At 64.2% G+C, this 25,226-nt stretch carries 16 protein-coding genes and 1 tRNA gene; 10 read left to right on the top strand and 7 right to left on the bottom strand.

Annotated elements, in window-relative coordinates; translation table 11 throughout:
* Positions 1-69: 69 nt before the first annotated feature.
* From NZU74_09340 to NZU74_09350, 3 genes are all read right to left on the bottom strand, one after another.
* The gene (locus NZU74_09340; GenBank protein MCS6881525.1) at positions 70-906 is read right to left on the bottom strand and encodes an alpha/beta hydrolase-fold protein; all 837 of its coding nucleotides are present in this window, start codon (positions 904-906) and stop codon (positions 70-72) included.
* Positions 907-1,189: 283 nt separating this feature from the next.
* On the bottom strand, positions 1,190-1,792 hold the full coding sequence (locus NZU74_09345; protein MCS6881526.1) for an SGNH/GDSL hydrolase family protein: 603 nt from the start codon (positions 1,790-1,792) through the stop codon (positions 1,190-1,192).
* A gap of 308 nt (positions 1,793-2,100) precedes the next feature.
* Positions 2,101-3,675 (bottom strand): S1C family serine protease, encoded by a 1,575-nt coding sequence (locus tag NZU74_09350; GenBank protein ID MCS6881527.1) that lies wholly within the window; start codon positions 3,673-3,675, stop codon positions 2,101-2,103.
* A 449-nt stretch (positions 3,676-4,124) separates the two neighbouring features.
* Between NZU74_09350 and uxaC the strand changes: the two genes are divergently transcribed.
* From uxaC to hybD, 8 genes are all read left to right on the top strand, one after another.
* Positions 4,125-5,558, top strand: a complete 1,434-nt coding sequence (gene uxaC / locus NZU74_09355; GenBank protein ID MCS6881528.1) for a glucuronate isomerase — start codon at positions 4,125-4,127, stop codon at positions 5,556-5,558.
* Positions 5,555-7,636 (top strand): hypothetical protein, encoded by a 2,082-nt coding sequence (locus NZU74_09360; GenBank protein MCS6881529.1) that lies wholly within the window; start codon positions 5,555-5,557, stop codon positions 7,634-7,636. Before uxaC ends, NZU74_09360 begins: the two co-directional genes overlap by 4 nt.
* A gap of 835 nt (positions 7,637-8,471) precedes the next feature.
* Positions 8,472-9,617 carry a hydrogenase small subunit gene (locus NZU74_09365; protein MCS6881530.1) on the top strand — a complete coding sequence of 382 codons (1,146 nt, stop codon included), beginning with the start codon at positions 8,472-8,474 and terminating at the stop codon, positions 9,615-9,617.
* 120 nt (positions 9,618-9,737) lie between these two features.
* Positions 9,738-11,450 carry a nickel-dependent hydrogenase large subunit gene (locus NZU74_09370; protein MCS6881531.1) on the top strand — a complete coding sequence of 571 codons (1,713 nt, stop codon included), beginning with the start codon at positions 9,738-9,740 and terminating at the stop codon, positions 11,448-11,450.
* 67 nt (positions 11,451-11,517) lie between these two features.
* On the top strand, positions 11,518-12,264 hold the full coding sequence (gene cybH / locus NZU74_09375) for a Ni/Fe-hydrogenase, b-type cytochrome subunit (protein ID MCS6881532.1): 747 nt from the start codon (positions 11,518-11,520) through the stop codon (positions 12,262-12,264).
* Between the two features lie 345 nt (positions 12,265-12,609).
* A complete protein-coding gene (locus NZU74_09380; protein MCS6881533.1) occupies positions 12,610-14,145 on the top strand; it encodes a radical SAM protein in 1,536 nt (511 codons plus the stop codon).
* A 124-nt stretch (positions 14,146-14,269) separates the two neighbouring features.
* Entirely contained in the window at positions 14,270-15,652 is a 1,383-nt protein-coding gene (locus NZU74_09385) for a B12-binding domain-containing radical SAM protein (GenBank protein MCS6881534.1), read from the top strand.
* 333 nt (positions 15,653-15,985) lie between these two features.
* A complete protein-coding gene (gene hybD / locus NZU74_09390) occupies positions 15,986-16,495 on the top strand; it encodes a HyaD/HybD family hydrogenase maturation endopeptidase (GenBank protein ID MCS6881535.1) in 510 nt (169 codons plus the stop codon).
* 97 nt (positions 16,496-16,592) lie between these two features.
* On the opposite strand, the gene NZU74_09395 is transcribed toward hybD, so the two are convergent.
* Together NZU74_09395 and NZU74_09400 are read right to left on the bottom strand one after the other, a co-directional pair.
* On the bottom strand, positions 16,593-18,209 hold the full coding sequence (locus NZU74_09395; protein ID MCS6881536.1) for an IPT/TIG domain-containing protein: 1,617 nt from the start codon (positions 18,207-18,209) through the stop codon (positions 16,593-16,595).
* Positions 18,210-18,702: 493 nt separating this feature from the next.
* A tRNA-Lys gene (locus NZU74_09400) sits at positions 18,703-18,777 on the bottom strand.
* A gap of 40 nt (positions 18,778-18,817) precedes the next feature.
* Here NZU74_09400 and NZU74_09405 point away from each other — a divergent pair.
* The gene (locus NZU74_09405; protein ID MCS6881537.1) at positions 18,818-20,794 is read left to right on the top strand and encodes a VanW family protein; all 1,977 of its coding nucleotides are present in this window, start codon (positions 18,818-18,820) and stop codon (positions 20,792-20,794) included.
* A gap of 3 nt (positions 20,795-20,797) precedes the next feature.
* Entirely contained in the window at positions 20,798-23,323 is a 2,526-nt protein-coding gene (locus tag NZU74_09410) for a WD40 repeat domain-containing serine/threonine-protein kinase (protein MCS6881538.1), read from the top strand.
* 96 nt (positions 23,324-23,419) lie between these two features.
* Here NZU74_09410 and NZU74_09415 read toward each other — a convergent pair whose 3' ends face one another.
* Both NZU74_09415 and accD read right to left on the bottom strand, forming a co-directional pair.
* Positions 23,420-24,289, bottom strand: a complete 870-nt coding sequence (locus NZU74_09415) for an acetyl-CoA carboxylase carboxyltransferase subunit alpha (protein ID MCS6881539.1) — start codon at positions 24,287-24,289, stop codon at positions 23,420-23,422.
* Positions 24,289-25,200 (bottom strand): acetyl-CoA carboxylase, carboxyltransferase subunit beta, encoded by a 912-nt coding sequence (gene accD, locus NZU74_09420; protein ID MCS6881540.1) that lies wholly within the window; start codon positions 25,198-25,200, stop codon positions 24,289-24,291. The genes NZU74_09415 and accD overlap by 1 nt, the downstream gene beginning before the upstream one ends.
* Positions 25,201-25,226: the final 26 nt, after the last annotated feature.

The raw sequence follows: 25,226 nt of genomic DNA on the forward strand, positions 1-25,226 counted from the left end.
CCGCAGATAAACCGTTTATTCCTCTGAGCGAAGCGGCAGGAAACCTCCGGGTTCCCTGCCGCTTGCCTGCTACAAGTACCACGGCACCATCTGGCGCCAGACCGCGGCGCAGTGGGCCTCGCCAGGCCAGATGTGCAGGGCATGCCAGATGCCTTTTTGCCACAGAATAGCGCTGAGCGACTGATTGTTGGCCAGGAAGACGTCTTCCTCGCCCACAGCCAGAATGATCTCCAGCCGGCGTAGCGCCTCAAGCAACACCGGGTCGTTCAGTTGCGGCAGGAAATGGCAGGGGTTGTAAAAGTAGACCGTCTCATCGTAGTGACCATCGAACAGATCACGAAACGATCCCATTGGCATGGTCAGATCGTAGCGTCCACTCAGGCCAACCACCTTGCGGAAGCGCTGAGGATGGCGAAACGCCAGGGCCACCGCGTGATACGCGCCCAGGCTGCACCCATGGGCGATCAGATGCGGATTGGGATTGAGTTGCTGCGAAAATGGCACGACCTCTTCCAGAATATACGCCTCGTATTGCTGATGGCGCGCGATCCGCTCCCGGGGAGGGCGATGGCGCGCGTAGAGGCTCTCATAGTCCACACTATCGACACAGAAGAGTTGAATGTTGCCTGCCTCAACGGTGTGACGCAATGCGTCAACCAGGCCCCAGTTTTCGTAGTCGTAGAATCGTCCGCCACGGGTAGGAAAGACCAGCACCCGCGCTCCGGCGTGCCCGAACACCAGCAGTTCCATGGTTCGCTGCAAGCGTGGACTGCGCCACGCGTGATACTCCCGGCGCATCGGCGGTCCTTGACGCTGGTAGAAGGCCGCAAGGCTCCAGTTGGCCCGATCCAACAATCCCGCATAGTCTGTAAGCCGGGTGGTGCTGCCATCTGAACGATATGGCATACGCCCGGTTTATAAACACGGTAGAGCGGAAGTGTTATCTCAGTATTAATTCCTGGCATGTTTTCTGAGATAAACAGGTTAACCCTTTGTTGCGCCGCCCTGAGGGTAAGGCAACCGGGCGGCGCCGGCGCCGGGGTTGCCGCAGGTCGCTCCCAGGCAGGAGCAGGGAGGCTGCCTTTTCCTCTCTTCTCCTGAGCGACGGTGAAGTCGTTCCGGGCTGCTCATCGGCAAAGACATCGGGAAACATCGTTGCTTCGTATCCCTCCAACTGCCTGTGTTCGCTTCAGGGATCGAAAAGCGGAAATCGAAAGGTGCGCAGGATCGCGGCCCAGAGGCGATAGCCTTCGTCGCTCAGATGCAGACCATCGTCGGCGAAGAGCGCCGAAACAGGCTCGCCATTGCGCTGGAGCATGGGCTGATACACGTCAATAAAGTATCCCTTGGGGCGGGCAATGAGCGCCTGGCGCGCGGCCTCGTTGACCTGGCGAATGGCATGGCGCAGGCGCCAGCGGGCCGGGCTGGGCTTGATGGCCATAAATGCCACCGGGATCTTGCCGCAAAGTGTATCTACTTTATCCAGCAGCCGGTGCAACGAGCCGATGACCGAACTGACGGGCTGGCCATCACCGAGGTCATTGTCGCCAGCATAGATCACCAGACTGCCTGGCGCGCACGGCGGCACCAGGCGCTCGAAAAAATAGACGCAGGCGGACAGCGTTGAGCCGCCGAAGGCCCGGTTCACCACTGGCCAGGGCGCCAGGTCCTCTTCCAGGGTTGACCAGAGACGGAGCGATGAACTGCCATAAAATACCGTCGCTCCAGGAGGGGGCGGATTCAGGGCGTGCGCCTGTTCGATGGCCCGCACCTCTTCCTCGTACCATTCCATCGCGATCCTCTCTCCTCTCCGCGCGGGCCTGGCCGCGCCAGCTCTAAACGAAAAGCGAGAGGGTCTGGGAGGGCAAGGCCCTCCTAAACCCTCCCTGTGAGGGGAGCATCACCCAGAACCGGTTTTCCTGCAACTGTCCCGCTGCTTCTGGGGCGCCGGGCGCCCCGTGAGCAGAGGTAGGGGGGAAACCTGGTTCCCCCTACCCCTCCAACCGCCCGTGCGCGCTTCTTTCCCTATCCGGCTTCATGCTGGCATGCAGAAGGATTTTCCCAGGAGCGCGGCCCTCCCAGGAGAGGCCCGTTTTTTCCTCAGAACCCGCGCTCAACCACGAAGGTGTCCAGAATGCGATCCAGGGCTTCGAGGTCAGCCTCGGAGACGACCTGGACCTGCACCATGCCCAGGAACGACTTGTCCTCCGGAGTAAAGGCGACTACCACCAGCGCGGTGTCGCGACCGCCGCAGTTCGTCCACACGTCGTACCTGCCGGTGTACAGGGCGTCACTGTAGTCGCTCCGGCCGTCGAAGGTGCATTCGTTGGTGAACGCCATCTCATCGAGCAACTGGTCGGGCGTCAACTCGCGCGCCAGTTGGCGCGAGGCGCCCAGGAACATGCCCGGCGTAGTCCAGGTATTCAGGAAATCGTTGATATTCGGTGCGGCCACCAGGGCGATGCTCTGGGGAACCTCGGTATCGCCCCGGCGCCAGGAACCGGTTGAGGTGTCGCTCCAGGCCCGGGGGATGTCAACTCGTAACGTCCGCGACTCGTTTTCGAACGTATAATACTCATCGTAGGATGCGCCAGTATCAGCGACGTCAGGCACATCGTTCCCCCGCGCAAAGGAGATCGTCTCCTGTAATTCGCGACCGTTAATCTGCCCCTCCAGCACTTGCTCGGTCTCGCTGCGCAGCACGGCGATCTGCAGTGTGTCGCTCGACGTGCGGCTGCGCAGAATGTCGCAGTAGCTGGTCATCTTGCCGTCGGTGGCCAGCACCAGCCGCTCGAGCTGGGTCACGATGTCGCCCGGGCGCACGCCGGCCTTGTCTGCGGGCGAACCGGACTTGACCGACCAGACCCAGATGCCCGAAAGCGAGCCGTCGGGGGAGGCAAAGGCTTCACCGTTGATGCCCAGCGAGGTGACGTCCTTGCCGTCGCGCAGTTGCTTGATCAGCGGCAGGGCCTCGTCGCGGGCGATGGCGTAGTACTGGTCGGTATCCGAACGACCGGCGTAGTTCACGCCTACGACCCGCCCATCGCTTGTCAGCAGAGGGCCGCCTGAACTGCCGGGATTGATCGTCGCATCGTGTTCAACTACGTTGTCCACCGAGGCCCAGCTCGACTCGCCGTCGGCGCGGGCCTTAGAAATGATCCCGCGGGTGAGGGTGAATTCTGGATCGCCCAGGGGGTACCCGGCGGCAAACACGTCCAGGCCGACTTTGATGTCGCCATCGTACCATTCGAGGTAGGAATAGCCATCGCCGTCAATGTCAATCACCGCCAGGTCGGAGCACTCGGAGACTCCCAGGATGCGAGCATTGCGGGGGCGGCTCTCGCCGTTCACGAAGACCTTGAGCAGGGCCGAGCCGGTGACTACGTGGTTGTTGGTGACGGCAATGCCGCTCTCGTCAATGATAAAGCCGGAACCACGCCCCGCGACGTTGAACACTGTGCCCTCACTGGGCGAGACGAACGTGCCCTGTGCCTCGATCTGCACCACTGCCTTCCGCACGTCGTCGAGCGAACGGATCGCCAGCGTGGTAGGTGTCGGGGCAATCGTCGGCGCCACGGTCGGCTCCGGGGGCGTCGTGGGCGGAACGGTGGGTTGTTGCGTCCCGGAGGAGGGCTGGTTGCAGGCGCTCAACAGGGTGAGAGTGATGACCAGCAAACAGACCAAAGCCAATCGTCCGGTAGGTAGCCGCTGCGGACGCATACGCTCCCTTTCTGCTTACGCTTCCAATACACGCCTGATTCCTATGAATGATCCGGACCTTCTGCGAAGCTCCCCGGCACGGCCTTGCATCAGGTGGATGACGACCGGCGCTCCTGAGAAACACTATCGCACATGAAGATGAACGTTTGATGGCTGGCGAAATAGTTTGCAATGAACGGTTACCTTTGCCTGCCGTCTGGAGTATACCATTTAAGGTGTACCATAGCGGACGAGAAAACGGCCGATTCCGGGTCCGCTGTCACTCCCGATTCTCCCGCCGGCGCCGGTAGCGAGGGAGGGCGAGAACCGGCGGCCTTGACGCCGCCTGGAGGGCCGCGGGGAAACCCGGTTTCCCCGCGGCTCGTGCCTGGCAACCGCTTGTCTTCACGCTCAGGAGCCACACCATGCCCGGCATACCCTGGACGCTCGCGCCGGATCGCTGTTTTGACCCCGAGCCGTCGCGACGGGCGCTGGCGCGCGACCTCTACGCGATGGTGCGGGACCTGCCGCTGCTCTGCCCCCATGGTCACGTGCCGCCGGCGCTCCTCGCCGATCCCGACGCTCATCTGGGCAATCCTGCCACGCTCTTTGTTATTCCCGACCACTACGTGACGCGCATGCTCTACAGCCAGGGCGTGCCGCTCGAGTCGCTCGGCATTCCCACCCGCGACGGCGCGCCGGTTGAGACCGATCCCCGGCGCATCTGGCAACGCTTCGCCGAACACTTCCATCTCTTTCGGGGCACACCCACCGGTCTGTGGCTGGCCGACGAACTGGTGAACCTGTTCGGCGTCAGTGAACGGCTCGATGGCGCAAGCGCGCAGCGCATCTACGACCATCTGGAGGCGCAGCTTGCGCGACCCGAGTTTCGCCCGCGGACGTTGCTGGCGCGTTTCAACATCGCCTTGCTGTGCACCACCGATGCCGCCACCGACCCGCTCGACCAACATCGGCAGATCCATGCCTCGGGACTGACCTACGTTCGCCCGACCTTCCGCCCCGACGCGCTGCTGGCCATCGATGCTCCCGACTGGCCCGCCCAGATCGCCCGCCTCAGCGAACGTTCGGGTATAGATGTAGTAGACTATAGCGGTTTCATTCGAGCCCTGGAAGCCCGACGGGCAGCCTTTAAGGCCCTTGGCGCCCTGGCGACCGACCATGGCGTGCTGACCCCGGCCACCGAGCGCCTGAGCGACGGAGAAGCCGGGCGCATCTTCGCCCGCGCGCTGCGGCGCGCCGCCGACGCGCGGGACGCGGCGCGCTTCACCGCCCACATGTTGATGGAGTTCGCGCGGATGAGTTGCGAAGACGGTCTGGTTATGCAACTCCATGCCGGGAGCCTGCGCAACCACCACGAACGCCTGTACGCGCGCTTTGGCCCCGACATGGGCGCCGATATTCCCGTCGCCACCGAGTGGACGCGCAACCTGCGCCCGCTGTTGAACGCCTACGGCGCCGATCCGCGCTTCCGTCTCATCCTCTTCACCCTCGACGAGAGCGCCTACGGGCGCGAACTGGCCCCTCTGGCCGGACACTACCCGGCGGTGTTGATCGGGCCGCCCTGGTGGTTCTTCGACAGCGTGAACGGCATGCGGCGCTACTTCGCCGAAGTGGTTGAGATTGCCGGCATCTACAACACGGCGGGCTTCAATGACGACACCCGCGCCTTTGCCTCGATCCCCGCCCGGCACGATCTCTGGCGCCGGGTGAGTTGCGACTGGCTCGCCGGTCTGGTGGTTCAGGGCTTGCTCGCCGAGGATGAGGCCGTGGATATGGCCTGCGAACTGGCCTACGGTCTGGCCAGGCGCGCTTACTTCCGAGGAAGCCCCGCAATATGAAGCTGTGGATCCAGCGCAGCTCCTGGTCGAAGGGACGGATCGCCGCCCTGGTCGATCTGCTCTGGTGCGGCGGCCTGGCCCCCGCTCTGGCCCTGCTGGCGCTGGCGACTGTGGCGCTGGCCTACCAGGTGCCGGTGGCCGGACGCGAACCCTTCGCGGCCAACCCCTCGCCGCTGCGCCTGAGCGGCGTGCACCGGCCCGAGCCGGCGGCCCATGGCGCTTTCCAGCGTTGGACGACCGGGCGAGCGCGGGTGCGCCTGCCGGGCGTCGGCGCAGGCGCGCTGATTGTGCGCAAGCGCTTCTTCGGCGGGCCCGAAGCGAGCGCGGGGCGAACGCTGCGGGTCGGCGCCCCTGAGCGTGTCCTGTTTGAAGCGCCACTGCGCCCGCACTGGCAGAAAGTGCACCTTGTCCTTCCTCCTCAGGCCGTCGCCTCCTTCAGCGGCGATCTGATCCTGACCCTCGAAACCGAGCCATTTGTCGCGCCGCCCGATACACGCGCACTGGGCATCTCCCTCGACTGGATCGAGGTGCGCCCGGGCGCAGGCGGCTGGCGCGCGCCGCCGCTGGCGCTGGCCGCGAACCTGGCTCTGACGCTGCTCCTTGGCCTGTGGGTTCTGCGCCTGAGCGGCCTCCCAACGCGCCTGGCCGTGTTGCCCGCCCTGGCCCTGCTGGTCTACATTGGCCTGATGCTGGCCGGGTGGCCCGGCGGCAGCCTGGAGGCGCGTATGCAGGTGGCCCTGGGCCTGCCGGTGCTGCTCAAGGTGTTGCCGCTGACCTTGCTGCTGGCGCTGGCGCTGCGCCTTTTGCCCTTGCGCCCCCTTCAAAGCGCAGGACTCCCGGCCCCGACGATGATCCGCCTGGCCGTGCTGCTGATCTTTACCCTGCGCCTGGCGGGAACGCTGCATCCGCTATTTATGCCGATCGATCATGGCCTGCGCGCCAACCAGTTGCTGCTGATAGCAGCGGGTGAAGAGTCGCGGGTGCGCGAACGGCTAGAACAGCAGTACGAGTGGGGCACGCGCGAGCCGGTGCCCTACAGCCTGCTTACCTACTACATGCTCCTGCCGCTGACCGCCATCTGGAACTCTCGACCGGCGCTGATCGAGGCGGTCAAGGTGGTCACAGCCCTGTTCGAGGCGACCCTGCCCCTGTTGCTGCTGGCGCTCCTGCAGGGCGGCCCCCAGCGCCACCTGGGAGCGGCCTGGGGCGGCCTGGTCTACGCGGCCCTGCCGGTGGGCTACCTGTTCTTCCACGATGGCAGCTTTCCAACTACGATTGGCGTCTGGTTAACGCTGATAGCGCTTGTCGCGGCACACTGGCTGCTGGCCCTCTGGCTGCAGCCTGCTCCGGTGAATGATCGGCTGTCCGCAGGGCCGGGGCCCGGTTTCCGGGGAGGGCTGCTGTTGCGCGGCGTCGTGGCGGCCCTGGCCCTCACCGTGGCTATCGGGGCATATGTGACCCACGTGGCTTTTGTGCCTTTCCTGGCAGGGGCGATGGGGGTCAGCCTGGCCCTGCTCGACGGAGCGGCGGGACGGCGCGCCAGCCGGTCGCTGCTGCTGAGCCTCGTGCTGGGCGCGACCCTCGCCTGGGCGCTGGTCTATGGCAGTTACACCGTCACGCTGGTGCAGCGCACCATTCCGAGCTATCTGGGCCTGATCGCCAGCGAAGGCAGCGTCGGGCGCGACAGCGCGTTGTTCTTCGGCACGCCGATCAACAGCTTCGGCCAGCACCTGGCGGCCCACTTCCGCGTCTGGCCGGTGCTGCTGGCCGGAGCCGTCCTGACAGGCCTGGCGTTGAACTGGCGCGGGCGGTTCGTCACCTACCTGGGGCTGGCCTATGCCGCGCTCTTTGCAGCCACCTCCCTGGTCGAGCGCTGGTTCGGGCTGTGGAACAAGCACATGGTCTTCGTCGCTCCGGCAGTGGCGTTGCTGGCGGGCGTCGGCCTGGCCTGGCTCTGGCGGCGCGGGCGCGCCGGGCGTGTGGTATGCCTGGGGTTGCTGGCCTACCTCTTCTGGGAAAGCGTAAGCGCCTGGGGTAATCGCGTGCTGTGGTACCACATACCGCCGGGAGCGCTGTAGGGGTATGGAGAAAGCCTGTTTCCCCACACCCCTTCGTGCCGGGATGAGTCTCGGGAAACCCGCTTTCCCCGCCCCTCTCCGCAGGGTCGCGCCTATCCTTGTAGAACCGAGCTTGCCGGAGAACCATTAACTTTTTTATTACATAGGTTTGCACAAATTAACCAAAACTCTCAGGAATCTGCTTATAATGGTTGCACACATCGCAACCTGAAACAGCATCGTGCAACCTGCCTCGACAGCGGTCACCCTTGGAGAGGGGGGTAGATTGGGGATGGCGCCGCGCGAACCGATGCCTCCGGGCGGCGTTTACCAGTCTGCTGCAAGCTCCCGGTGAAGAAGCGAGGTGCGGGGCCGCGCAAACCGGCGGTCCGGGAAGCGCGCAGGCGCCGCCATCCCATATCTCGGTGGAGCGGCGATACAAACGGCGCTGAACGGCGTTTTCCACTGTCCAGGGGGCCTGGAAAGGTGTCTGTTTTGCCGTTCGCCGGTGGCGTGCCGTTCGCCGATGCCCAACCATCGCCGGAAGCCGCCAGGGGGGCCGAAACTCGCCCGCTGCGCCGCGCTGTGGGTGCTAATTGCGCGGCAAGCTGCGGCCGCGTCGGCCCTGGACCGGGCATTAAACGGATCTGTCTGGACCGGTGAGCGACGCGACGAGGCCAGATTACCCGGCAAGGCGGAGGGCTGCGGTTGTGAACTGTGGCGCAGGCGCCTGCGCTATGGAGCAGCTCATCAGTCACGGCAGCATCCTGTCCCGAAGAGCCTCTATGGCGCAGGGCGCTGGTGCGGTTCCTCTGCAACGGGCGCCGCGACGGTTGTCCACGTCAGGAGGTCTGGGATGGCTGATGCAATCAATCTCGAAGAGGCTCTCTACCATCGGGGGGTTACGCGACGCCAGTTCCTCAAGTTTTGCGGGCTGATGGCCTCCGTGCTGGCCCTGCCCCCGCGTTATGCCGGCACGATCGCCTCGTCGCTCCAGGCTGCGCCGCGCCTGCCCCTGGTGTGGCTGGAGTTCCAGGACTGCGCTGGCAACACCGAATCCTTCCTGCGCGCCTCGAATCCCACCGTGTCGCAAATCGTGCTCGACCTGCTCTCGGTGAACTACCACGAGACAATTATGGCCCCCGCGGGCAAGCAGGCCGAGCAGTCGCTCGAAGAGACCGTCAAGAACCATCCCAAAGGGTACCTGGCCGTGGTCGAGGGGGCCATCCCCATGGGCGAGGATGGGGTGTACTGCACCATTGCCGGGCGCGCGGCGAAGGACATCGTGCGCGAAGTTTGCGGGAACGCTCTGGCGACCATCGCCGTCGGCGCCTGCGCCTGGGACGGCGGCCTGCCCGCCGCCGCGCCCAATCCCACCTCGGCGGTGGGCGTCAAGGATGCGGTGCCTGGCATCACGCTGATCAACATGCCTGGCTGCCCGATGAACATCGTCAACCTGACCGGCGTGATTGTGCACTACCTGACCTTCAAGGATCTCCCCGCTACCGACCAGATGGGGCGCCCATTGTTCGCGTATGGGCAACTCATCCACAACTACTGCCCGCGCCGCGGCCACTTCGATGCCGGGCGCTTCGTCGAGGAGTGGGGCGACACGGGCCACCGTCTGGGCTGGTGCCTCTACAAAATGGGCTGCAAAGGGCCGCAGGCCCTGTCAAACTGCCCGAGCGTAGGCTGGAATGACGCCACGAGCTGGCCCATCGGGTCCAGCCACGGCTGCGTGGGCTGCATGTCGCCGCACTTCTGGGACACCCGCACGCCGTTCTACGAACGGCTGCCGAATGTCGAGGGCTTCGGCATCGAGGCTACCGCCGATCAAGTCGGTCTGGGCGTGGTTGCCGGCGTGACTGCAGCCTTCGCGGCTCACGGCATCATCAGCGCCGTGCGCGGCGCCGCCAGGCCGATTGCCAAACACGAAAGCCCCTCCGACCAGCAGAGCGGTGAGCGCAGAGACTCGCCTTCCAGAGGCTCCAATGGCCCATAAGTATGGTTTCCGGGAAGGGCAAAGCCCTCCCAAACCCTGCACGCAACCCACCGGGTTGAGCTGCTGGCTGTTCACAGATGGGCGGAGAGACGCGGGTCCCGCATTAAGAGGGAGGGAAGCATGGCAAAACTGGTCATCGATCCTATCACGCGCATCGAAGGGCACCTGCGGATCGAAGCGGTGGTGGAACGCGGGCGCGTGAAAGAAGCCTGGAGCAGCGGCACCATGTTTCGGGGAGTGGAGATCATTCTTAAGGGCCGGGATCCCCGCGACGCCTGGGTCTTTACCCAGCGTTTCTGCGGCGTTTGCACTACCGTGCACGCCCTCACCTCGGTGCGCGCGGTGGAAAACGCGCTCAACATCACTATCCCCGACAACGCCCGCATCATCCGCAACATCATTGATGGCGCCCAGCACATCCAGGATCACGTCATCCATTTCTATCACCTCCACGCACTGGATTGGGTGGACGTAGTAAGCGCCCTGAAGGCTGATCCGGGAGAAACCGCGGCCCTGGCGCAGTCCATCTCCTCCTGGCCCAAATCGAGCGCCAATTACTTCAAGACCGTCCAGAACCGGGTGAAAACCTTCGTTGAGTCGGGGCAACTGGGGCTGTTCGCCAATGGCTACTGGGGGCACCCGGCCTACAAGCTCCCCCCCGAGGCCAACCTCCTGGGCGTCGCCCACTATCTGGAGGCGCTGGACTGGCAGCGCGAGTTTATCAAGATCCACGCCTTGCTGGGCGGTAAGAATCCCCATCTCCAGACCTACCTTGTCGGCGGCATGGCCATCCCGGTGGACCCAAACAGCCAGATCGCCATCAACGCTCAGCGCATCGCCCAGATGAAGCAGTGGGCGGCGATGGCGCGCGACTTCGTCGAGCAGGTGTACATCCCCGACCTGCTGGCGATCGCCTCCTTCTATAAAGACTGGGCCAGCATCGGCGGCGGGTTGGGCAACTACCTGACCTACGGCGATTTCCCCCGGAAAACCATAGACCGGCCCGAAGAGTTCTGGATCCCCCGCGGCGTGGTGCTGAACAAGAACCTTGGCGCGCCGCCGTCGGTTATGGAGCAGGAACGAGTCACCGAGTACGTCGCGCACTCGTGGTACACCTACGCCGACGGAGACGACAAGGGCAAGCATCCCTGGCAGGGCGAAACCAGCCCGCGTTACACCGGCCCGAAGCCGCCCTACGAGTTCCTCGATACCAATGGGAAGTACTCCTGGCTCAAGGCGCCGCGCTACAACGACACGCCGATGGAGGTCGGCCCCCTGGCGCGCATGATCGTTTCCTACGCCGCCGGTCATCCCGACGTGCGGGCGACGGTAAACGGGGTGCTCCAGAAGCTCGGCGTCGGGCCCGAGGCGCTCTTCTCGACCCTGGGGCGCGTGGCGGCCCGCGGTATCGAAACCCTGCTGATGACCCGCGAGCTGGACCGGTGGATTGACGAACTGGCGGCCAATATGGCCCGCGGGGATCTGTCCATCCACAACGGCGAGCGCTGGCGCCCGGAGACCTGGCCCAGGGAAGCGGAAGGTTGGGGCTTCATGGAGGCCCCGCGAGGCGCCCTCGGCCACTGGGTGCGGATCAAGAACGGCAAGATCGAGAACTACCAGGCGGTGGTGCCGAGCACCTGGAACGGCTCGCCGCGGGATGCGCGGGGGCAGCCCGGCGCCTATGAAGCCTCGCTCGTGGATACGCCTGTGGCCGACCCCGAGCAGCCCCTGGAGATCCTGCGCACCATCCACTCCTTCGACCCGTGTATCGCCTGCGCCGTCCATGTGTTCAACGGCAACGGGCGTGAATTGACGCGCATCCAGGTGGTGTGAACAAGTTGCATCCAGCAGGCGGGGGCGTGGGGAAACCAGGTTTCCTTACGCCCCTCCAGGAGGGCATATGCGTAGACGCGTGTACGTGTGGGAAGTGCCGGTGCGGCTCACCCACTGGGTCAATGTGGTCTGCATTGTGGTGCTGTCGTTCACCGGCTACTACATCGGCAATCCGTACATTACCGTCAGCGGGCGCGAACCCTACGCTCCCAACTTCATGGGCCTGATGCGCAGCATCCATTTCATTACTGCGTACATCTTCATCGCCAGCATTCTCCTGCGCACGTACTGGGCCTTCCGCGGCAATGCCTGGGCCAGCTGGCGCGGGTTGTTCCCTTTCCTGACCCGTGAAGGGCGCAAAAACATGGGGCACGCCTTGCAGTACTACCTCTTCATCCGCCGTAATCCGCCCGAGGTGGCCGGGCACAATGCCCTTGCAGGCACGACCTATATGATCATCGTGTTCCTGTACCTTCTGATCACTTTCACCGGTCTGGCCCTGTATGGCCTGATGCATCCGGCCAGCATCTGGCGGCCGCTGACGGCGTGGGTCTTCACCATTGTTGACGCCCAGATCCTGCGCCTGACCCACCACCTGATCATGTACCTGCTGATCGCCTTTGCCATTCACCACATCTACAGCGCCTGGCTGGTGGATATGGAAGAAGGCAATGGCCTGATGAGCAGCATTTTCAGCGGCTTCAAGTTCCTGCGCATGGACCAGCAGCCCGACTGGATCGAAAACCGCATGGCGGCGCCTCAGGTCGAACCGCAGACCCGGGCCGCGCCTTCCGAGCGCACAACCGCAGATTAAGAGCCTGTCTGAACAGCCGGGGCGTTCCAGTGAGGATGAGATCCCCGATGTGCAACCCGGAAGGTTGCGCTGTTGCCCGTTCCCGGCGGGGAGGGTCAGGGACGACCAGGGTGCTCCTCCTTCAAAGGTGCGAAGCGGCGCTCGCGCCGCCTTCGCGCCTTTGTGTTGGCGTGCGCTGCGCGGCTTCCGGCGTCTTCCCGGTCGCTGGACTTTAACGTTTTTATCTTTTGTAACTATCTAGACATATAAGCAAGGTTGGCATATAATCGTTACCGTGACCTCGGCCAGCGCCGACGTCCGGGGTATGGCGCCTGGGCTGGCGTTGTTCGATATGAGGAGAGCGTGATGAGTATCAGCACGAGCATGCGAACGAACGATGTGCCCATCATCCAGGTCTATAATGATGGCAGCGGCGCTGCACCGCAGACTCGACACTCACCCCTCCGCGATCCCGCCTCGGTGCGTCCTCTCCGCATTCTCCTGATAACGCCGAAGGGCAAAAAAGAGGAGGACTCCAGCCAGAAGGCGCTCTTCTCAATGGCCATTGGCGTGCTGGTCAGTATAACTCCTCCGCAGCACCACATTGAGCTGGTTGACGAACTCTTCGGCGATCCGATCCCCTACGACGGCGACTACGATCTGGTCGGCATTACCACTCGCACCATGAATGCCAACCGTGCCTACGAGATCGCCGACGCGTTCCGCCGACGCGGTACGCCGGTGGTTCTTGGCGGCGTCCATGTCTCCTTCAATCCTGAAGAGGCCGCTCCCCATGCCGATAGCGTGGTGATCGGCGAGGCGGAAAATCTCTGGGCCCTCCTGTTGCAAGATCTGGCCGACGGCGCGCTCAAGCCGCAGTATAACGCCCGCGACTTTCCGCCGGTCACCGAAGTGCCGGCCATTGATTACGAACGCATTTTCAATGCCAGCAAGCGCGGTCAGGTAGATGCGCGCAAGTCCATCCCGATCTACATGACCCGGGGTTGCCCGTACACCTGCTCGTTCTGCGTCACGCCCAACTTCACCGGGCGCCTCTATCGCATCCAGTCGCCTGAGAAGATCCGCCAGCAGATCGAGACCGCCCGCAGAGTCTGGTTCAAGCCCACGCGTTACGGCTCCAAGCCCTGGTTCATGTTCACCGACGAGAACCTGGGGGTCAATAAACAGCGTCTCTGGGAGATCCTCACTATTCTCGCCGAATGCGACATCAAGTTTAGCAGCTTTATCAGCTTGAAGTTCCTTGACGATCCCAAAACTGTCGAACTGCTTGTCAAGGCCGGCTGCGTGATGGCCCTGGTCGGCTTCGAGTCGATCAATCAGGAGACGCTCAAGGCCTACAACAAAGGCCGCATCAATACCGCCCAGGACTATGCGCGGATCATCCGCAACTGCCGCCGGGCGGGCCTGAACATCCAGGGCAACTTCCTGGTCAACCCCGCGATTGACACTTACGAGGATATGGCCGCCACCGAGAAGTTCGTGCGCGAGAATGCGCTGATGATGCCGATCTATTCTATTCTGACCCCCTACCCCGGCACTCAGCTCTATCGCCAGTACAAGGCCGCCGGTCTGGTGGTTGATGAAGACTGGGATAAGTATACGGCGCATAATCTGGTGGTGCGCTGCGATCGCTACGATCCGCTGGAGTACCAGTTAACGTACATGAAGCATTTTCTGTACATGTACTCCTGGAGCGCAATCGCCCGCCGGGTGCTGCTCAACCGTAATAAGCTGATCAACCTGGTTACGAGCTTGCTGTTCCGCCACAACTTGCAGGACCAGATCAAAAGCATTAAAAGCGGCAAGCGTCTCCCCGTTCCCCAACCCCGGCGTAGCGAATCGGTTTCCGAGGTGGCCCACGAGGTTGGGCAGGGCGCCTGACCGTTGCCCGGGGTTAGCGGGAACCTTGCGCTGAACCCGTGTTGCAGTGGAGTCTCGACGTCGCGGTAGAGCCTGCCTGTGACTGCCCTTCTGTCCGGGTGTGAGTTGTCAGGGGAACGACGAAATGAGCACACTGATCTCACCGGATATGATCGAGGTCGCGCCGCGCCAAATCATTCCCCCCGGTGTACCCCGCAAACGCTGGCTGATCATCCAGCCAAAGAGCGAGACCCCGCTGATGGTCGACTCGGGCAAGGTGAGTATGCCGCTCAATCTGCTCATGGTCGCCACGCTCGTCAGCCGGCACTTCGATGTGGATTTCATTGACGAACGGATTGGCGACCAGGTGCCCGAAGACTTTACCCCTTATGATGTGGTCGCTATCACGTCGCGCACGCTGAACGCCAAAAAGGCCTATGCCATCGCTGATCGGGCCCGCGCCCAGGGGCGGTATGTCATCCTCGGCGGCGTGCATCCGACAATGATGATCGAAGAGGCGGGCGCCCATAGCGATACGGTCGTCTTCGGCGAGATTGAGTCGGTGTATGAGGATCTGGCGGCTGACCTCTACCGGAAGAATGCCAGGCCGGTGTACCGTCCCTCCGACGGCTGGCGCCCGCTCAATGCCTTTGATCGCCCCGATTTCAGCTTCGCCCGGCGCTCGCCCAACAGCAGGCGCTACTCCTTTCGCATCCCCTTGCTCGCCACCAAGGGTTGCCCGGTAGGCTGCAACTTCTGCTGCACGCCACGTATCTATGGCAAGAATTTCCGAGTTCGCGGCGTCGAGCAGGTGATTGAGGAGATCAAGTTCCGTCAGCATGAGGCCGGCAAGCCGAATATTCATATCTCCTTTATGGACGATAATATCTGCTTCAAGCCAGCCTTCGCCGAAGAACTGTTTCATGCCATGGTCGGCCTTGGCGTGAAATGGAACGCTAATATCTCGATGAACTTTCTCGAAAAGCCGCATGTGGCTGAGCTGGCAAAGAACGCCGGCTGCGAGATGCTGAATATCGGCTTTGAGTCGGTTTCTCCTGAAACCATTAAGTACGTTCACAAAGGCTCCAATCGCGTTGGTCGGTATGAGGAGGTTGTAGCTAACGTTCACAAGAATGGCATCGCCATCCAGGGCTACTTTATCTTTGGCTTCGATACCGATACGCTTGACAGCTTCCAGCACACCTACGAGTTCATCATGCGCAACCGGATCGAGTTCCCGGTTTTTACCATCGCCACGCCATTTCCGGGCACTCCCTGGTACGAGGAGATGAAGCCGCGTATTGTCCAGCACGACTGGAACAAGTACGACACCTTCCACTACATGTACGAACCGGCCAGGATCGGTCGCGATGAGTTCCTCAAGGCCTTTATCAAGATCCAGCGTGAGATCTACTCCTGGCCCAACATCCTGAAACGGCTGGGGCCGCGGAAGCCTGACTGGGTCTGGATCGTCAACATCGCCATGCACTACTTCACCCGCCGCATCACTCCCGAGATGTTGCTGTAACCCGGTGATGTGGCGACCCCGGGGCGTCTGGAGCTGTCCATTACCTACAACCTGCCGCTGGCGATTAGTGAGGATGAAAAGCTGAATCCGGCATGCCACGATGATCCTCGCGACAACATCGTCCGCTGCGGGCTAAGGCCCTCGCTCAGGACGTGCAAGCCCCGCGGGGGCTTTTCTGAACTCAGCCAGGGCTTATGATTATTAAGAAATAAAGCCGCTATAGCCCGCGCAGGCGGGCTTCGCAGCGGTAGCCCGCAGCTTAAGCCGCCGGGCTGCCGAGCGAATACCAGTTTATATGCTTAATCTTCATTAGCCCGCAGCGTTCTTCACCATATGCACCTCACCCCTGAAACCGCCCCTTCCTCGGCCCTGGTGCTGGGCCTGGGCAACCTGCTGTTGAGCGACGAGGGCATAGGCGTCCACGTTGTTCAACGCCTAAGCCAGCGCTACCAGGTCCCGGAGCAGGTGCAGATTCTTGATGGCGGCACCCTGGGCCTGGGCTTGCTGCCCTACCTGCAAGGGGTGACCCACCTGCTGGTGATAGACGCAATAGAAGCCGGGCAGCCGCCGGGCGCGGTTGTGCGCCTGGAGGGCGAGGAGATCCCCGCCGCCCTGGCGCATAAGATGTCTATGCATCAGGTTGGCCTGCAGGAACTGCTGGCACTCAGCCAGTTGAGCGGCGACATTCCGGCGCATATCGTTTTGATCGGTGTCCAACCTGCCAGTCTTGAGCCGGGTCTGGAACCCTCACCGTTGATCGCCGCCCTCCTGGATACGCTCGCTGATCGCGTCGCTGGCGAACTGCGCGCCTGGGGGTTCGAGTTGGAGGGACCGACGTTTTGATCTCGGCCTCAAAACGCAGGGGGGAGGGGAAACCTGGTTTCCCCTCCCCCCTGCCGCATGCGACAGCCGTGCCCTCCTGGTTTCCCCGAAGGCGTCATCACCTCCGGATGAGCGGCAAGTACACCAGGCCGGTCGAGCGTATCGTCAGGGTGGCGGCGCCCGAAACCCCGCCGCCGGGCGCGGGATTGACGACGGTGATGCTGGCCGTGCCCGCAGCGGCGATGTCCGACGCCGGGATCTGCGCGGTCAGCTGGGTGGCCGACACGAAGGTCGTGGGCCGATCAGCGCCGTTCCAGCGCACCACTGCGCCGTTGACGAAGTTCGAGCCAGTCACGGTGAGGGTGAAGGCTGGCCCGCCCGCGGTGACCGTGGCCGGTGAAAGGGAGGTGATCGCCGGCACGGGGTTGCTCGCGTTGATGGTGAAGGTGACGCTATTCGATGTTCCACCGCCGGGCGCGGGGTTGACGACGGTGATGCTGGCCGTGCCCGCAGCGGCGATGTCCGACGCCGGGATCTGCGCGGTCAGTTGGGTGGCCGACACGAAGGTCGTGGGCCGATCAGTGTCGTTCCAGCGCACCACTGCGCCGTTGACGAAGTTCGAGCCAGTCACGGTGAGGGTGAAGGCCGGCCCGCCCGCGGTGGCCGACGCGGGTGAAAGGGAGGTAATCGCCGGTGCCGGGTTGTTGATGGTGAAGGTGGACGCGGCTGACTCGACATCCGGGTTAGGATTCAAAACCGTAACGTTGGCCGTGCCTGCAGCGGCGATGTCCGACGCCGGGATCTGCGCGGTCAGTTGGGTGGCCGACACGAACGTGGTGGAACGCGGGGTGCCGTTCCAGCGCACCACCGAGTTGTTAGAGAAGCCCGAGCCGTTCACAGTGAGGGTGAAGGTGTCGCCGCCTGCGGTGGCCGAAGCGGGAGAGAGGGAGGTGATTGCGGGAACGGGGTTGCCGCAGATCACGAATGGCAGTTCGAAGGTGCGGCCAGAAGTCGCTCTGGGGGGGTAATCGGTTCGCACGCTCCACGTGCCAGGTTCACCGCCGGTAAGATTAAGCTGGCGCGCATTGCCGGAAGTGGCATTGGTTGGCGGCGTCCAGGGTCCTCGAAGGTTGTCATCGCCGGTCAACCCATATTCAAGCCAGTAGGTTCCGGGCGCGAGGGTCGTTACGTTGAACGGCCAGGCAAGCGTCAGCGCCATAATCGGGCGGGACTGGTTGTTCGTGTTATCAGACGGAACCCGGTAGACACCTGTAAACTCATTCCGGGTGATCGTCCCGTTGACCGGCCCGGCAATAACCGTTCCCCCATTACCCGGCGTGCCATTCCAGAGGCGCAGGTCGACAACGCCGGTGATCGTTGAGGTTGTTCCGCTGTTAATCTCGTACCCATACAACGTTATGGCCGACGGACGCCAGCCGTTGCCGCTCACCGTAAAATCATCGGCAAGGCGCGCTCTGGTTATCCCGTCGGGGGGTTCGGTCACGGCTCTAACGGGGTCGGCCAGGAAACCGAAGGCCTCAATGTCATCTTGCCTGACGCTTCGTCCCGGCTCAGTCACAAACGTACCGTTCGTGAACAACGGATTGGTCGAACAGGAGGGTTGCACATTGGCCCGCGCGGGTGGCGGAGGCAGCATGGGGCTGCCAACGATCCCTAGCGCCAGGCCAATGATCAGGGCCATGCGGGTCAACATTCTGCGTGCAGATGACGACATAGCGGAGGGCCTCCCTTGACCTTGCCAGAATCCAGATCTGCTTGTTTGAGCGGTCGCGCCGTTGAGAGAGCTCGCAGGTTCGATGCCGAGCGTACCGCGGCCAGGTGAGACCCGGGTGAGACGGCAATTATCTTTCACTGTAAAAAAGTTAATACATTGATTATTCGCGCTGTAGTAGTCATAGTACGTGCTACGATGAGGATTTTGTTAGGGAGAAGGCCGCGTCGCTCTGAAAACCGCGTTCCAGCGCGGTGCGCCGATGGAGGCAACGTGAGGGTGCACACGCCCGGGCCCCAGCAATCCTGGCCAGGGCGCAGTTTCGTCGTGGGAGCGGCGCCTGTTGGAAAAATCAGGTTATCCGAAAGCTCTCCGCGAAAGCTTCGCGCTCTCAGAACTTCCGCATCAGATAGAGGCGCAGGGGAAACCTTTATTCCTGTCTTCAACTGTGCGGGAGCATGGCAAAAAAAGCGCGGCCTACGCCGCGCCTCGGAACTGGTGGGCCCCCAGGGATTCGAACCCTGAACCAATTGATTAAGAGTCAACTGCTCTACCGTTGAGCTAGAGGCCCACTGGACATTATAGCCAGCCTGCCCCGCCTTGTCAAACTGGTGCGGTCGCTCTACAATACGGGCAGCGGCGCGCATCTGCGCGCCACTGTTGCCCTGGCGCCGATAGCCCGTATGCCGATTGACGATTATTTTCAAGAGTACGGCCCCATCCAGCGGCGGCGCGCCGGCAGGCGGCCGGAGTTCGAGCCACCCTCCCGCGAGCCAGAGCCGTCCCCTCCACGCCGGGCGCGCCGCCTGCCGGCGCGCCGCCGCCGTCGCGGCGTGACCGGCCTGGTGCTCCTGCTGGCGCTGCTGGCGCTGGCGCCCCTGGTCCTGCCCTATGTCCTGGACCTCGTCTATCCCGACACGGCGCTGCCCGGCGTGTCCATCCAGGGCCAGCCTGTCGCCGGGCTGTCCCGCGAGACGATCAATGCCGAGCTTGGGGAGCGTTACCGCCCCTTCCTGTCACAGCCTGTCGCCCTGACCTACGCTGGCGAGACCTGGACGCCCTCGCTCACCGAGCTGGGGGTGCGTTTCGATACTGAAGCGGTAGCCAGGGCGGCCGTAGCCGCCGGGCGCCACGGCGATCCGCTCACCCGACTGCGTGAACTGTGGCAACTCTGGCGCCATGGCCTCGATGTCACCCCGCGCCTGGTAGTGGACCAGCGGGCCTTGCAGAGTTATCTGCTCGGTGTGGCGCTGCTGATTGAGCGCCCGCCGGAGAATGCCGCCCTGAGCATCGCCACCGGGCGCGTGGTGGGCACGCCCGGCGCCGCCGGAGTGCAGGTGCTGGTTGACGCGACCGCCAACGACGTGCTGCTGGCACTGCGCGACCTGCAGCCCCGCGAGGTCGCCGTGCGCACCCACCGGCTCGATCCGCCGATCGGTGATGAGGCTCTCGTCACCGCGCAAAGCCAGGCGGTCGCCCTGCTCCAGAGCCCGATTGAGCTGCGCCACAACGAGCGCGTGTGGGTCTGGCCGCCAGAGCGCCTGGCGGAGTTGCTGCGCGTGGAAGCCGTCGCGGGCCGGCTGGAGTTGCAGGTGGATGCCGAGCGCCTTGCCCGTGCCGTGGAGGGGCTGGCCCAGCAGGTTGATACCGGCACCGCCGAGCCGCGCCTGCGCTTCGCTGATGGCGCGCTGCGGATTGTCGAACCCGGCCGCCCCGGCTGGCGCCTGCGCCAGGAGGAGACCGCGACAGCCCTGCGCCAGTTGCTCCTCAGTCCTTCGCCCATCACCCGGACCCTGACCCTCCCGGTGGATGCGTTGCAACCCCGGATCACCGCCGCGAACCTCGACAGCCTGGGCATCACCGGCCTGGTCGCCGAAGGGAAGAGCAGCTTCGCCGGCTCCGCCGCCTACCGCATCACGAACATCAAAGCCGGGGCGCGCCGTATGGACGGCGTTCTGATCGCCCCCGACGAGGAGTTTTCGTTCAATCGGCAACTCGGCGAGGTCAACGCTGAGAACGGTTTCGTCGAGGGCTACGCGATCATCGGCAACCGCACGCAACTGGAATGGGGCGGCGGCGTCTGCCAGGTTTCCACCACTGTGTTCCGCGCCGGTTTCTGGGCCGGGTTGCCGATCACCGAGCGCCATGCCCACGCCTTTTACATTAGCTGGTACGATCGCTTCGGCCTCGGCCCCTATGGCGATGGGCAGGGCCTCGACGCGGCCATCTACACCGGCGTCGCTGACCTGAAGTTCGTCAACGATACCGGGGCCTGGCTGCTGATGCAGACCGAAGTGGATGAAGTGAACCAGGTGCTGACGGTGCAACTCTACGGCGCGCCGCCCAACCGGCAGGTGCAACTGGAGGGGCCGCTGATCACCAATGAGGTGCGCGCCCCGGCGGAGCCTGTCTACGTTGATGACCCGACCTTGCCCCGCGGCGCCGTGCGTCAGAGTGATGTGGCCCGCAGCGGGCGGGACATTACCGTGTATCGGGTAATTGTTGAGAATGGGGCGGAAGTGAGCCGGGAGGCGTTCTTCACCCGCTTCCGGGCCTGGCCGAACATCTTTGTCCGTGGAACCGGCTGAGCTATGGCGCCTCCGGCTGTGATCTGCCCGGCCTGCGGGCACGCTAATCCGCCAGGCTCCCGCTTCTGCAACGCCTGCGGGGCGCGGGTCGCACCTACCGTTCCGGCGCCCCCTCCTGCGGACGGGGCGGGCGCAACCCGTTCTGGCGTTGCCGCTGCGCCCCAGGTCGGGTTGCCCCGTGGTGCGGCGATTGATCCGCAGGGCCGCTACATCGTGGAGCGAGCGATTGGCAAAGGCGGTTTCGCCGAGGCCTACCTGGTCAACGACCGGCAACTGAACCGTTTCGCCGTCGCAAAGCGGCACAACCCCAATCCGGCCTGGAGCGCCCGCACCCGCGAGTTTGCCGCCCGCAACTTCGCCCGTGAGGCCGAGTTGCTGGTAACACTCAACACCCCCGGCCATCCCAACATTCCAGAGATCTACGAGTACCTGCCCGAGCAGGGCGTGCTGGTGATGAAGTACGTCGAGGGTCGCGACCTCAGCCAGATCGTGCGCGAACGTGGCGGCGTCCTGCCCCCCGAAATCGCCCTGCCTATTGTCCGTGACGTCGCCGCGGCCCTGGCCTACATGCATAGCCGGCGCCCAGAACCAGTGCTCCATCGCGACGTGAAGCCCTCGAATATCATCATTGACAGCGCCGGGCGGGTCTGGCTGATTGACTTTGGGCTCTCGCGGGTAGCCCCTATGCAGCCCGATCTCAACCCCCAGCATACGCAGCTTGCCGGCACGCTTGGCTTCACGCCCCCCGAGCAGTGGCGCGGTCAGGCCGGGCCGCGCAGCGATGTCTATGCACTGGCGGCCACGCTGCACACCATTCTTACCGGTCACCAGCCCACCCTGACCCGCGCCGAGTTGCCCGATTTTCTCCGTGGAGCCATCAATCCCTTTCCGCCGGTGCGAAGCCTCAATCCCAACCTGCATCCCGATATTGCCGCGCTGATTGCCCGTGGCCTGGCCTTCCGCCCCGAAGACCGGCCCGGCGCCGCGGAAATGGTAGCGGCCCTGGACCGGCTGATCGCCCCGCCGAAACGTTCGCCGCTCCAGGCCCCCGACGGCACGGCCATTCCTGACGAGCACGCCCTGGCCCTCTGGGTTGAGAAGCACTGGCAACAGGCCGCAAACTGGCTCTACGGCGCGCTCCCCGACCAGGTAACGCAGTTGTGGGGGCGCAATAAGCTGGCCGCGGATATGCGGGCGATTGTTGCTCGCAACCCGACCGATCAAGACGCCGGGCTTGACGAACTGCTCGCCACCCTGGACCCGGCAGGCTTCGGCGCAGCCTCGCCGCGCCTGGTGGCCGACCGGCGCGTGATCGACTACGGCGCCCTCGGTGTGGACGAACGGCGCGCGGAGTGGGTGGTGCTTTCCAACGCAGGCCGGCGCCTGTTGCAACTGGAGATCGAAACTCCGCGCTGGGCGCTGCCGGCCCAACCGCGGCTCAGCCTGCGCCCTGGCCAGCAGTGCCGCCTTAAAGTCACCGCCGATATGCGTCGGCTGCGCGATGGCGGCCGCCTACAGGGCACGCTGCTCCTGAGAGACCGCTCCGGCGTCGCCTTTCGCGTTGAACTGCAGGCCCACCTCTCGCGCTGGCGGGCGCTGTGGGTGCGCGGCGTGGTTGGGCAGCGCTCGCCCGACTGGGAGGGGGGCGCGGTCCGGCGCCTGCGCCAGCTCAACGGGCATCGCGGCGCCGTCTGGGGCCTTGACGTGTCGCCCGATGGCCGGCTGCTGGCCTCAGGCGGCTGGGATGGCACGGTGCGGCTCTGGCGCGTAGCGGACGGCGCGCAGACGGCGATGCTCGATGAACAGGGCATCAATGTCCTCAGTGTAGCCTTCAGCCCCGACGGCCAGTTCGTCGCCGCGACCGGCGGCAGCGAGGTTGTCCGGCTCTGGCAGCTCCGCACGGGGCGCCTGCTGCGCGCCATCGGGGGCAACCGGGGCTATTTCAGCAGCGTCGCCTTTGGCCCTACCGGGAGCATGCTGATCACCGCCGGGGCTGACCGGGTGGTGTGTCTATGGCGAACGAGTGACGGGGCGCTCCTTGAACGCATCGCCCCCGAAGGAGGCGCCCTGAGCCTGGCGGTTGGCCCCGGAGGGCACAGCCTGGCTGTGGGGTGCGGCGATGGGCGGATCAGGATCTACGACCTGACCCGCGGTGCAGCGAAGAGCGTGCTGGAGGGCCATCGCGGTGCGGTAATCGGCCTGGCGTTCAGCAAGGACGGCACGCTGCTGCTCTCCACCAGCGGCGATGGGCCGGTGCTGCTGTGGGATATGGAGGCAGGAACGCTCCGCCACCGCCTCCAGGGTCATGAGAGCAGCGTGCGCGTGGTCGCCCTGCATCCCGAGGGTCTGGTAGCGGCTGCGGGCAGCATTGATGGGGAGATCCGCCTGTGGCAGACGGTTGACGGCAGGTTGCGGCAGGTCCTCAGCGGGCACGGCAGCGGGGTAGTTGGCCTGGCCTTCGCGCCTACGGGCGCCTTGCTCGCCTCGAGTTCGGGCGATGGCGTGATCAACCTGTGGAAGCCAGGATGATGCGATTTTGGATTTTGGATTTTGGATTGCGGCAAGGGGGAGGGTCTGGGAGGGCAAGGCCCTCCCGGAGATATCCGTGGCCCACACGTGCAGCAATCACCCCCGTTTGACCGAACGCAGCAGCACGTCGGCAAGCTCCTGGTAGCGGCCCATTGCGCGATACTTGGCGTAGCGGCGCTGCAGGAGCGTGGGCAGGTCCAGGGCGCACAATTCATCGAGGTGGGCCTGGATGCGCTTGCCGAGGGTAGTAATCGCCTCCTGGGGGTTCAGGTGCGCGCCGCCGGGCGGTTCGGGCACCACCTCATCAATAATCTCCAGAGCGTAGAGATCCTGAGCGGTGAGCTTCAGGGCGCTGGCGGCGTCGGGGGCGCGGGCGGCATCGCGCCAGAGGATCGAGGCGGCGGCTTCAGGCGAGGCTACGGAGTAGATCGCGTTCTCCTGCATCAGAATGCGGTCGCCTACGCTGATCGCCAGCGCCCCGCCGCTGCCGCCTTCGCCGATCACCGCTGCCACAATGGGCGTGCGCAGGTTGGTCATCGCGTGGATGCACTCGGCAATGGCGTTGGCCTGGCCGCGCTCCTCGGACTCCTTGTTGGGGTTGGCGCCCGGAGTGTCAACGAAGCAGATCAGTGGCAGGCCGAACTTCTCGGCGTGGCGCATCAGCCGCAGGGCCTTGCGGTAGCCCTCAGGATGGGGCATGCCGAAGTTGCGGCGCATGTTCTCGCGCGTATCGCCGCCCTTCTGGTGGCCAATCACTACCACCGTGCGCTCGCCAAAAGCAGCGAGACCGCCGACCACCGCAGGGTCATCGCCGAAGCGCCGGTCGCCGTGCAGTTCGACAAAATCTTCGCACAGCGCAAAAACATAATCGAGCGTGTGCGGGCGCTGCGGCTGGCGAGCGCGAAGCACTCTGTCCCAGGCGCTGAGTTGTTCCTGGTTCGCCGTGGCGAGAACGTGTGGCTCCATCAGGGCCTCCCGTTGGCATAAGCCGCCGCCTGGCCGGCAGGCGCGCGCTCGGTCTGGCGCCGGCGATCGTAGTGGCGCAGCAGGCGGGCAAGCACGTCGCGCAGTTCGTTGCGCGGTACGACCATGTCAATCATGCCGTGCTCGAGCATAAACTCGGCCGTCTGGAACCCGGCGGGCAGCTTCTGGCGGATGATCTGCTCGATCAGCCGCTTGCCGGCGAAACCGATGTTGGCGCCCGGCTCGGCGATGATAATGTCGGCCACCGAAGGGTAGGAAGCGGTGACGCCGCCATAGCACGGGTCCACCAGCACGGCGATATGCGGCTGGCCCGCCTCGGCCAGGCGGTTGAGGGCCATAGTCACCTTGGCCATCTGCATTAGCGCGATAACGCCCTCTTGCTGGCGCGCGCCGCCGGAGGTGTTGATGGTCAGCAGAGGGATGCCCATCTCGGCGGCGCGCTCGGCGGCGCGGGCCATCTTCTCGCCATAGACGCTGCCCATCGAGGCGCCCATGAAGCTGAAGTCGCCCACGCCCAGGGCCAGCACGATGCCGTTGATGCTGCCGACGCCAGCGATCACCGCGTCGGCCATGCCGGTGCGCTGCTGTGACTTCTTGAGCTTGACGGCGTAACTTTCGTCGGGGGTTACGAAGCCAAGGGGATCGGTGGGCAGCAGGTGCACGTCCGTTTCGCTGAAAGAACCCACATCGAGGAGGCCGAGCCACTCGTGGGCGCTCATGCGCATGTGATGCCCGCACTTGGGGCAGACCTTCAGGTTGTCGTACAACTGCTTTTTGTAGATGATCTCGCGGCAGGCGCTGCATTTGACCCACAGGTCATCGGGGATCTGCGCCTGCTCGGAGATCTCGGCCGACGAGAAGCTCTTCCTGGTGCGGCGGAACAACTCTTTCACGTCCGGGTGCTCTTTCTAAGGGCCAG

Source organism: Chloroflexaceae bacterium, assembly GCA_025057155.1.
In the GTDB taxonomy this organism is placed as follows: domain Bacteria; phylum Chloroflexota; class Chloroflexia; order Chloroflexales; family Chloroflexaceae; genus JACAEO01.

What these genes read in the sequence shown, in the direction of transcription:
- NZU74_09385 (MCS6881534.1), top strand. Translation starts at nt 14,270, where the DNA reads ATGAGCACACTGATCTCACCGGATATGATCGAGGTCGCGCCGCGCCAA.
- cybH (MCS6881532.1), top strand. Translation starts at nt 11,518, where the DNA reads ATGCGTAGACGCGTGTACGTGTGGGAAGTGCCGGTGCGGCTCACCCAC.
- NZU74_09340 (MCS6881525.1), bottom strand. Translation starts at nt 906, where the DNA reads ATGCCATATCGTTCAGATGGCAGCACCACCCGGCTTACAGACTATGCG.
- NZU74_09380 (MCS6881533.1), top strand. Translation starts at nt 12,610, where the DNA reads ATGAGTATCAGCACGAGCATGCGAACGAACGATGTGCCCATCATCCAG.
- NZU74_09410 (MCS6881538.1), top strand. Translation starts at nt 20,798, where the DNA reads ATGGCGCCTCCGGCTGTGATCTGCCCGGCCTGCGGGCACGCTAATCCG.
- NZU74_09370 (MCS6881531.1), top strand. Translation starts at nt 9,738, where the DNA reads ATGGCAAAACTGGTCATCGATCCTATCACGCGCATCGAAGGGCACCTG.
- NZU74_09415 (MCS6881539.1), bottom strand. Translation starts at nt 24,289, where the DNA reads ATGGAGCCACACGTTCTCGCCACGGCGAACCAGGAACAACTCAGCGCC.
- hybD (MCS6881535.1), top strand. Translation starts at nt 15,986, where the DNA reads ATGCACCTCACCCCTGAAACCGCCCCTTCCTCGGCCCTGGTGCTGGGC.
- NZU74_09345 (MCS6881526.1), bottom strand. Translation starts at nt 1,792, where the DNA reads ATGGAATGGTACGAGGAAGAGGTGCGGGCCATCGAACAGGCGCACGCC.
- NZU74_09395 (MCS6881536.1), bottom strand. Translation starts at nt 18,209, where the DNA reads ATGTCGTCATCTGCACGCAGAATGTTGACCCGCATGGCCCTGATCATT.
- NZU74_09365 (MCS6881530.1), top strand. Translation starts at nt 8,472, where the DNA reads ATGGCTGATGCAATCAATCTCGAAGAGGCTCTCTACCATCGGGGGGTT.
- uxaC (MCS6881528.1), top strand. Translation starts at nt 4,125, where the DNA reads ATGCCCGGCATACCCTGGACGCTCGCGCCGGATCGCTGTTTTGACCCC.
- NZU74_09360 (MCS6881529.1), top strand. Translation starts at nt 5,555, where the DNA reads ATGAAGCTGTGGATCCAGCGCAGCTCCTGGTCGAAGGGACGGATCGCC.